Annotated in this window: 10 protein-coding genes and 2 pseudogenes; 1 reads left to right on the forward strand and 11 read right to left on the reverse strand. The window is 67.9% G+C overall.

The genetic code is table 11. The features are described 5' to 3' along the window. Positions 1 to 521, forward strand: a pseudogene (locus VFX99_RS15870) (hypothetical protein); the annotation flags it as partial. A 78-nt stretch (positions 522 to 599) separates the two neighbouring features. On the opposite strand, the gene rplQ reads toward VFX99_RS15870, so the two are convergent. The 11 genes and pseudogenes from rplQ to VFX99_RS15925 form a co-directional block, all read right to left on the reverse strand. Further along, complete coding sequence (gene rplQ, locus VFX99_RS15875; protein ID WP_329667259.1) at positions 600 to 1232, reverse strand: 50S ribosomal protein L17; 633 nt, start codon at positions 1230 to 1232, stop codon at positions 600 to 602. Positions 1233 to 1271: 39 nt separating this feature from the next. Further along, positions 1272 to 2261, reverse strand: coding sequence for a DNA-directed RNA polymerase subunit alpha (locus tag VFX99_RS15880; protein ID WP_329667260.1), 990 nt, complete (start codon positions 2259 to 2261; stop codon positions 1272 to 1274). Positions 2262 to 2440: 179 nt separating this feature from the next. After that, positions 2441 to 2839 carry a 30S ribosomal protein S11 gene (gene rpsK, locus VFX99_RS15885; RefSeq protein ID WP_329667261.1) on the reverse strand — a complete coding sequence of 133 codons (399 nt, stop codon included), beginning with the start codon at positions 2837 to 2839 and terminating at the stop codon, positions 2441 to 2443. Between the two features lie 37 nt (positions 2840 to 2876). Further along, positions 2877 to 3251 (reverse strand): 30S ribosomal protein S13, encoded by a 375-nt coding sequence (gene rpsM, locus VFX99_RS15890; protein ID WP_329667262.1) that lies wholly within the window; start codon positions 3249 to 3251, stop codon positions 2877 to 2879. Positions 3252 to 3409: 158 nt separating this feature from the next. After that, complete coding sequence (gene rpmJ, locus VFX99_RS15895) at positions 3410 to 3526, reverse strand: 50S ribosomal protein L36 (RefSeq protein WP_056224002.1); 117 nt, start codon at positions 3524 to 3526, stop codon at positions 3410 to 3412. Between the two features lie 79 nt (positions 3527 to 3605). Next, entirely contained in the window at positions 3606 to 3827 is a 222-nt protein-coding gene (infA, locus tag VFX99_RS15900; protein ID WP_017201569.1) for a translation initiation factor IF-1, read from the reverse strand. A 248-nt stretch (positions 3828 to 4075) separates the two neighbouring features. After that, positions 4076 to 5056: a hypothetical protein gene (locus VFX99_RS15905; protein WP_329667263.1), complete on the reverse strand. Its 981-nt coding sequence runs from the start codon at positions 5054 to 5056 to the stop codon at positions 4076 to 4078. 222 nt (positions 5057 to 5278) lie between these two features. Further along, positions 5279 to 5974 carry a DsbA family protein gene (locus VFX99_RS15910; RefSeq protein WP_329667264.1) on the reverse strand — a complete coding sequence of 232 codons (696 nt, stop codon included), beginning with the start codon at positions 5972 to 5974 and terminating at the stop codon, positions 5279 to 5281. A gap of 8 nt (positions 5975 to 5982) precedes the next feature. Beyond that, positions 5983 to 6816 carry a type I methionyl aminopeptidase gene (gene map / locus VFX99_RS15915; RefSeq protein ID WP_329667266.1) on the reverse strand — a complete coding sequence of 278 codons (834 nt, stop codon included), beginning with the start codon at positions 6814 to 6816 and terminating at the stop codon, positions 5983 to 5985. 42 nt (positions 6817 to 6858) lie between these two features. Next, positions 6859 to 7467: an adenylate kinase gene (locus VFX99_RS15920; protein WP_329667265.1), complete on the reverse strand. Its 609-nt coding sequence runs from the start codon at positions 7465 to 7467 to the stop codon at positions 6859 to 6861. Further along, positions 7464 to 7691: pseudogene (locus VFX99_RS15925) on the reverse strand (preprotein translocase subunit SecY); the annotation flags it as partial. The gene VFX99_RS15920 and the pseudogene VFX99_RS15925, both read right to left, overlap by 4 nt.

Raw genomic sequence — 7691 nt, forward strand, 5'->3', positions numbered from 1 at the left:
GGCGCGGGCTCTCCACGACGACTCTCCTCGACGAGCTCGAGAGGATGGGCGCGCGGTACGGGCACCGGGCCGCCCAGGCAGCCATCGAATTCGGCGACGCTCGTGCGGCGAACGCCGGTGAGTCGTTGTCGCGCGCGCGCATCCACGAGTTGGGCTACGCAGCGCCCGAGCTGCAGGTGAGGTTCGTCGACACCCGCGGGCAACGACGCGACGTCGACTTCTTCTGGCCGACCGTGCGGAAGATCGGTGAGTTCGACGGCGTCCACAAGTACACCCGCGCCGAGTACACGCGAGATTCGCCCACTGCCGAGGTCGTCGTCCGCGAGAAGCAGCGTGAAGACGCGCTCCGCCCGCTGGTCGCCTCGTTCGACCGATGGCTGTGGGACGACTCGATCTCGCCGGCCCGGTTCGATCGGTATCTCCGCGAACGCGGCGTGCCTCGAGCCGTCGTCGCTGAACCCCGCGCTCGCGGCCCGTCTTTCGCCTCGCCGCCCGCCGACAATCGCGGGCCGGGAGCGTGAACACCAGCCGCGACCGCCGCAAACGCAGCGAGACCCGCGGGCCCCGAAGGGCACGCGGGTCTCGCAGGTGAAGAAGTGTCAGGCCTTCTCGGGCGCGACGACGGCATCCTCGGCGGCAGCCAGTGCGGCTGCGCCCTCCTCGGGCGACTCGGCACCGGCATCGGCAGCGGTGTCGTCCGCAGAGGCGGAAGCACCGGCATCCGCCTCCGCGTCGACCTCGTCGGCAGAAGCCTCGTCGGCCTCGACCTCGTCGACCGAATCGTCAGCCGAATCCTCGGCCGACGCCGCCGCAGCGGGCGCAGCGGCCGACGAAGCCGCAGCGGACTTCTTGGCGCTCTTGGGCTTCGGGTTCACCGGCTCGAGGACGAGCTCGATGACCGCCATGGGGGCGTTGTCGCCCTTGCGGTTGCCGACCTTCGTGATGCGGGTGTAGCCGCCCTCACGGTCCGCGACCAGCGGCGCGATCTCTGTGAACAGGACGTGCACGACTTCCTTGTCACCGATGATCGACAGCACGCGACGGCGTGCGTGCAGGTCGCCGCGCTTGGCGAACGTGACAAGGCGCTCGGCGAGCGGACGCAGGCGCTTGGCCTTGGTCTCGGTCGTCTTGATCGACTTGTGCGTGAACAGGGCCGCGGCGAGGTTCGCCAGCATCAGGCGCTCGTGTGCGGGGCCGCCTCCGAGGCGGGGGCCCTTCGTGGGCTTAGGCATGCTTTCTTACTCCAGGGTCAGAATCGGATGAGCGGAAGCTCAGACGGTCTCGTCGTCGTAGCCGCCGTAGAAGTGCGCGCCGTCGAACCCGGGGACCGAGTCCTTCAGCGACAGCCCGAGCGAGATGAGCTTGTCGCGCACCTCGTCGACCGACTTCTGACCGAAGTTGCGGATGTTCATGAGCTGCGTCTCGGACAGGGCGACGAGCTCGCTGACCGTGTTGATGCCCTCGCGCTTGAGGCAGTTGTACGACCGGACCGACAGGTCGAGGTCTTCGATCGGCATCGACAGCTCGTTCGACAGGACGGTCTCGACCGGCGCGGGGCCGATCTCGATACCCTCGGCCTCGACGTTCAGCTCGCGAGCCAGACCGAACAGCTCGGTGAGCGTGCGACCGGCGGACGCCACAGCGTCGCGGGGGGCGATCGAGGACTTGCTCTCGACATCCAGCACGAGCTTGTCGAAGTCGGTGCGCTCACCGGCACGCGTCGCGTCGACGCGGTAGCTGACCTTGAGCACGGGCGAGTAGATCGAGTCGATGGGGATCTGACCCGACTCGGCGTACTCGTTGCGGTTCTGGGTCGCCGAGACGTAGCCACGGCCACGCTCGATCGTGAGCTCGAGCTCGAACTTCGCGGTGTCGTTCAGGGTCGCGATGACCAGCTCGGGGTTGTGCACCTCGACACCGGCCGGAGCCGAGATGTCAGCGGCCGTGACCTCGCCGGCACCCGTCTTGCGCAGGTACGCGGTGATGGGCTCGTCGCGCTCGCTGGAGACGACGAGCTGCTTGATGTTGAGGATGATCTCGGTGACGTCCTCTTTCACACCCGGGATGGTGCTGAACTCGTGCTGGACGCCGTCCAGACGGATGCTGGTGACGGCTGCGCCGGGGATCGACGACAGCAGGCTGCGACGCAGCGCGTTGCCGATCGTGTAACCGAAACCGGGTTCGAGCGGCTCGATGATGAACCGGCTGCGGAACTCCCCGATCTTCTCCTCGGTCAGAGTGGGACGCTGTGCGATGAGCACTATGTGTTCCTTTCAATCACGTATCCGCTATATGACACGTGCAATGGGTGAGAGTGTTGAGTTTTTCTCGGGGATGCCGCGAGCCCTGGTGGCGCGGCATCCGAAGTCTGCGGGCGACCGCTGCGCGGCCTACTCGATAACCGAAACGGGCTCGAGCAGGCCGCACAGCGGCCGATTGGTCAGACGCGGCGGCGCTTGGGCGGGCGGCAGCCGTTGTGCGCCTGCGGCGTCACATCGCTGATCGAGCCCACCTCGAGGCCGGCGGCCTGGAGCGAACGGATCGCAGTCTCGCGGCCCGAACCGGGGCCCTTCACGAAGACGTCGACCTTCTTGACGCCGTGCTCCTGCGCCTGGCGGGCGGCCGACTCAGCGGCCATGCCAGCGGCATACGGAGTCGACTTGCGCGAGCCCTTGAAGCCCACGCCACCCGACGAGGCCCAGCTGATGACGGCGCCGGCCGGGTCGGTGATCGAGACGATCGTGTTGTTGAACGTCGACTTGATGTGGGCGTGGCCCAGCGCGATGTTCTTCTTTTCCTTGCGACGCGGCTTGCGCGCGGCGGTCTTGGGTGCAGCCATGTGCGATTCTCCTGAATCCTGATGCGCAGGCGGCGGCCTAGCGCGCCTTCTTCTTGCCGGCGACGGTGCGCTTGGGTCCCTTGCGGGTGCGGGCGTTGGTCTTGGTGCGCTGACCGTGCACGGGCAGGCCACGGCGGTGGCGGATGCCCTGGTACGAGCCGATCTCGACCTTGCGGCGGATGTCGGCGGCGACCTCGCGGCGGAGGTCACCCTCAACCTTGTAGTTGCCCTCGATGTAGTCGCGGAGCTGGATGAGCTGTTCGTCGCTGAGGTCCTTCACGCGAACGTCCGGGCTGATCTCGGTCGCGGTGAGGATGTCCTTCGAGCGGTTCGGGCCTACACCGTAGATGTAGGTGAGGGCGATCACCACGCGCTTGTCGCGCGGGATGTCAACGCCGGCAAGACGTGCCATGCGGTTCTCCTGAGAGTGATGTGGAGGTGTGGAGCAGGACCGGTGCCCGGGCCTCCAGCCCGAGGTGTCCCCCCTCGCGGGGTTCTGGTCCTGCCAGTTGTGTGTTCAGTTGTGATGTTCCGGATGCCGCGGGCGGCGGCATCCGTCGAAATCCTGGTTCAGCCCTGGCGCTGCTTGTGACGCGGGTTGGACTTGCAGATGACCATGACGACGCCGTGTCGGCGGATCACCTTGCAGTGATCGCAGATGGGCTTGACGCTGGGGTTGACCTTCATGATGTTTCCTGTTCGCTGTCTTCGTACCCTCGGGCACGGCGGTGTTCGCCGGCCGTCGGGCCGTTACTTCTCGACCGGTCTAGCGGTAGCGGTAGACGATGCGGCCGCGGGTGAGGTCGTAGGGGCTGAGCTCCACGACCACGCGGTCCTCCGGAATGATGCGGATGTAGTTCTGCCGCATCTTGCCCGAGATCGTGGCGAGGACCTTGTGTCCGTTGCTCAGCTCAACGCGGAACATCGCGTTGGGAAGCGCCTCGGAGATCACGCCCTCGATCTCGATGACACCGTCTTTCTTCGCCATACACTCGCTAACGCTCAGCAGACCGGTCGGTCTGCGGTTTGGGTGGGATTGGTGCTCGGACACGCCGATGAAGGCGCAACGCACCAAGGATCAAGCATACGTGATAGAGGATGCCGCGGCAACTTGACCCCGCGGGCGCTCCTCCGCTCTGCGCGAAACCCTCCTAGTTGCGCGAAACCCTCCGTCTTGTGCGCGCAATTCGGATGGTTTCGCGTATTTCGGATGGTTTGGCGCGTGAACAGGGGAACTCAGCGGGGCGGGCGGATGCCGTACGTCGCGAGGTGCCGCTCGAACGTCGTCGCAGAGTCGATGTGCTCGCTGCCCCACCGCACGATGCGTCGGCCCGTCGTCGCGACGATCCAGTTCTCGCGGGCCTTCTCCGCCATGACGGCCTCCCCCGCAGTGAGCCCCCCGTTCAGATCCGGATCGAGGTACTTACTCACGCCGTCGAACTCACCCCATGCACCGACGTCGTCGAGCCCGAAGTCGCAGTAGTACGTCCGACCCGCAGGTCCGGGTATCGCAACCTGCAGGCGCGGCTCTGCGAATCCGAGTTCGTCGAGCCGCAGCCGACTGACGCTCTCACCCGGCAATTGGGCGCGCCCGTCGGCAAGCGGCAACAGACGCCGAGCCTGGCGGATGCCGCGTCCACCGGCTGCGGCTCGGACGCGAGTCGCCAGCGCTTCGCGCAGCCGCTCGGCCGCGACGATGTCGTAGGTGCGCGAGCGGTCGTCCCACGCGGCTCGGCGGAATCCGGCATCCGCAATCGCCAGGGCCGCCTCCGCCGGAGCCGCGCGGAGCATGTCGAAGATCGTGCGCTCCAGTGACGTGCACAGGATGCCGTCGATCTCCGCGCGATCGCATGGCGGCGCCGCCACCGCATGGCGGGCGACGCCGAGCGTCTGCCTCCCGGTGCACCCGTCGGCGTTGTCACCGCTGACGTGGACGAGCCTCGGCGCGAGCCTGTAGAGCGGGAGCTCCCAGGCGACCGCGGCGGAGTGGTGAGAGACGACGGTTCGATCGCTTCGGATGCGTTGCGCCGCAGCGACGACAGAGAAGAGGTGCCGCGTCTCAGCGAACACGCTTCGCCAGGTCGCGCCGTCGACGTACCAGCCCGGATGCACACGCCGGAGCCGGCCGGCGGCGACCTCGGCTGCGACCTGCCGAGGCCCGCTCCCCCGGCGTTCGAGCTGGGCGCGGGAGATGAGATGTGTTCGGGCCTCGTCCACGCGCATAGCCGATGATGCTTTCGCACCGCGTCGACCTCATCGCAGCATCCGGTTTGTGCGTACAGCACGCCCTTCGCGCACCCCTGTGGAGGAGCCCTGCGCGCGAAGCCCGTCAAGCCACGTGAAACCCTCCGAAACGACCGAAACCATCCAATCCGTGCGCACCAAACGGAGGGTTTCGCGCAACTCGGAGGGTTTCGCGCAAGGGCCGGAGCGCGACGCCTACCCCTCGAACAGCGCGCCCAGCTGCGCGGGCACGGGCAGCGACGAGTTGGCGATGACCGTGCCGTTGATCGCGATCGTCGGCGTGCCGATCCCCGTGGAGCCCGGAGCGATCGGGGTCTGCTCGGACATCGCGGCCACATAGCCCGAGTACTGGCCGTCGTTGACGCACGCGTCGATCCCGGGCGCGCCGACGCCCGCCGCGATCTCGATGATCTGCTCGTTGGTCAGCCCGGTCGAGCCCTCCGCCGGCTGGTTCGCGAACAGAGCCTGCATGAAGGGCACCGACGCCTCGGGCACAGTTGCTGCGACGCAGTACATCGCGTTCGCCGCCCGCGTCGAGTACTCCGTGCCCGACGACATGCGGTCGAGGATCGAGATGGGGTGGATGTTCAGGGTGATCGTGCCGTCGTCGACCAGGTCCTGGATCGCCTCGCCGTACAGCTGCTCGAACTGGTTGCACACGGGGCACATGAAGTCGATGTACGTGTCCATCGTCTGCGAACCGGTGCCGACGGCGATCGCGCCGGTCTCGGCGTTGATGCTCGGGGCGGTCGGCGCGACGGTCGGCCCGGGATCGGCGGAGGTGTTGTTCATCCACACCACGAGGGCCCCGACGAGGACGAGCACGGCGACGACGGCGACGCTCACCCAGATCGCGAACCAGTTCGTCGACTTCTGGACCTTCGTTGCCATCGCGCTTCCTATCCGATCTCGCGGGGAGTCACACCGAACGGCGCCAACCCTGCAGCACCGCCGTCGGGGGCCGTCAGCACCCAGATCCCGTCATCATGCACCGCGACGCTATGTTCCCAGTGTGAGCCCGCCGTTCCGTCGCGGGTCGAGACGGTCCAGTCGTCGTCCTCGACGAAGGTCGCCTGGTCACCCAGCACGACCATCGGCTCGATCGCCACGGCGAGTCCGGGCCGCACCTCGGCGCCCGGATCGGGCACGCGGTAGTTGAACACCGACGGCGCCTCGTGCATCTTGCGCCCGATGCCGTGGCCGACGTACTCGCGGAGGATGCCGTAGCCCTCGCCCGATCGGTCGATGTGATCCTGCACCGCTGCGCCGACCTCGCCGAGGTGACTTGCGGTCGCGAGCGCCGCGATCCCCGCCCAGAGTGACCCCTCGGTCACCTCCGACAGGCGCGAGCGCTCGGCCACGACCTCAGGGCGCGACTCGTCGGGGACCACGAACGTGAACGCCGAGTCGCCGTTCCACCCGTGATACTCGGCGCCGGCGTCGATCGAGACGATGTCGCCGGGCTCGAGCGCGCGCGAGTTCGGGATCCCGTGCACCACCTGCTCGTTCACCGACGCGCAGATCGTGTGCCGGTAGCCGCGCACCATCTGGAAGTTCGACTTCGCGCCACGGCCGGTGATGACAGCGGATGCCGCGGCATCCAGCTCGAGCGTGGTGACTCCGGGTGCGATCAGCGCGCGCACCGCGTCGAGGGCGGCGGCGGTGATCAGCCCTGGCTCGATCATCGCGCGCAGCTGCGCGGTCGACTTGTAGATCGAACGGCGGACGGGCAGGCGAGGGGTCACGGCCGGAGTGGAAAGCGCGGCGACGTCACGTCAGACGGCGGCGGTGCGGATCAGCCCGCGCCGCTCGAGCGCGCCGATCACGCGATCGGTGATCTCGTCGAGGCTGCCGACGCCGTCGATCTCGTCGACGATGCCCCGCTCGCGGTACACGTCGAGGATCGGCGCCGTCTCGCGCTCGTAGATCGCCAGTCGGTTCGCGATGACCTGCTCGGTGTCGTCGGTGCGACCCTGCTCCGCAGCGCGCAGCGACAGCCGCTCGATGCTCTCGTCGCGCGGCACGACGAGCTCGATCACCGCGTCCAGCTCCTCACCGCGAGCGCCGAGGATCTCGTCGAGGGCGGCGACCTGACCGAGGTTGCGCGGGTACCCGTCCAGCAGGAACCCGGCCGCGGCGTCGTCCTGCTCGAGCCGCTCGCGCACCACGGCGCTGGTCAGCTCGTCGGGCACGAGATTGCCCGCGTGGATGATCTCGGTGACCTTCTGGCCCAGCTCGGTGCCGTTCGAGATCGCGGCGCGGAACATGTCGCCGGTCGAGATGGCCGGGATGCCGAACGCGTCGGCGATCCGGATGCCCTGGGTTCCCTTGCCGGAGCCCTGCGGGCCGACGATCAGGAGGCGTGCGCTTTGCGCTGCGGTCATCGCAGGAGTCCTTCGTAGTGGCGCTGCTGAAGCTGCGCGTCGATCTGCTTGACCGTCTCGAGGCCCACCCCGACGATGATCAGGATGGAGGCGCCGCCGAACGGGAAGTTCTGGTTCGCGCCGACCGCCGCGAGGGCGATCAGGGGAAGCAGGGCGATGAAGCCCAGGTACAGCGAGCCCGGCAGCGTGATGCGGGTGAGCACGTAGTCGAGGTATTCGGCGGT

Origin of the sequence: Microbacterium sp. (assembly GCF_036277215.1) — a bacterium.
Classification (GTDB): domain Bacteria; phylum Actinomycetota; class Actinomycetes; order Actinomycetales; family Microbacteriaceae; genus Microbacterium.

Coding starts and splice junctions, on each gene's coding strand:
- rpsM (WP_329667262.1), bottom strand. CDS start 3,251: ATGGCACGTCTTGCCGGCGTTGACATCCCGCGCGACAAGCGCGTGGTG.
- rplQ (WP_329667259.1), bottom strand. CDS start 1,232: ATGCCTAAGCCCACGAAGGGCCCCCGCCTCGGAGGCGGCCCCGCACAC.
- VFX99_RS15910 (WP_329667264.1), bottom strand. CDS start 5,974: ATGGCAACGAAGGTCCAGAAGTCGACGAACTGGTTCGCGATCTGGGTG.
- infA (WP_017201569.1), bottom strand. CDS start 3,827: ATGGCGAAGAAAGACGGTGTCATCGAGATCGAGGGCGTGATCTCCGAG.
- rpsK (WP_329667261.1), bottom strand. CDS start 2,839: ATGGCTGCACCCAAGACCGCCGCGCGCAAGCCGCGTCGCAAGGAAAAG.
- VFX99_RS15920 (WP_329667265.1), bottom strand. CDS start 7,467: ATGACCGCAGCGCAAAGCGCACGCCTCCTGATCGTCGGCCCGCAGGGC.
- rpmJ (WP_056224002.1), bottom strand. CDS start 3,526: ATGAAGGTCAACCCCAGCGTCAAGCCCATCTGCGATCACTGCAAGGTG.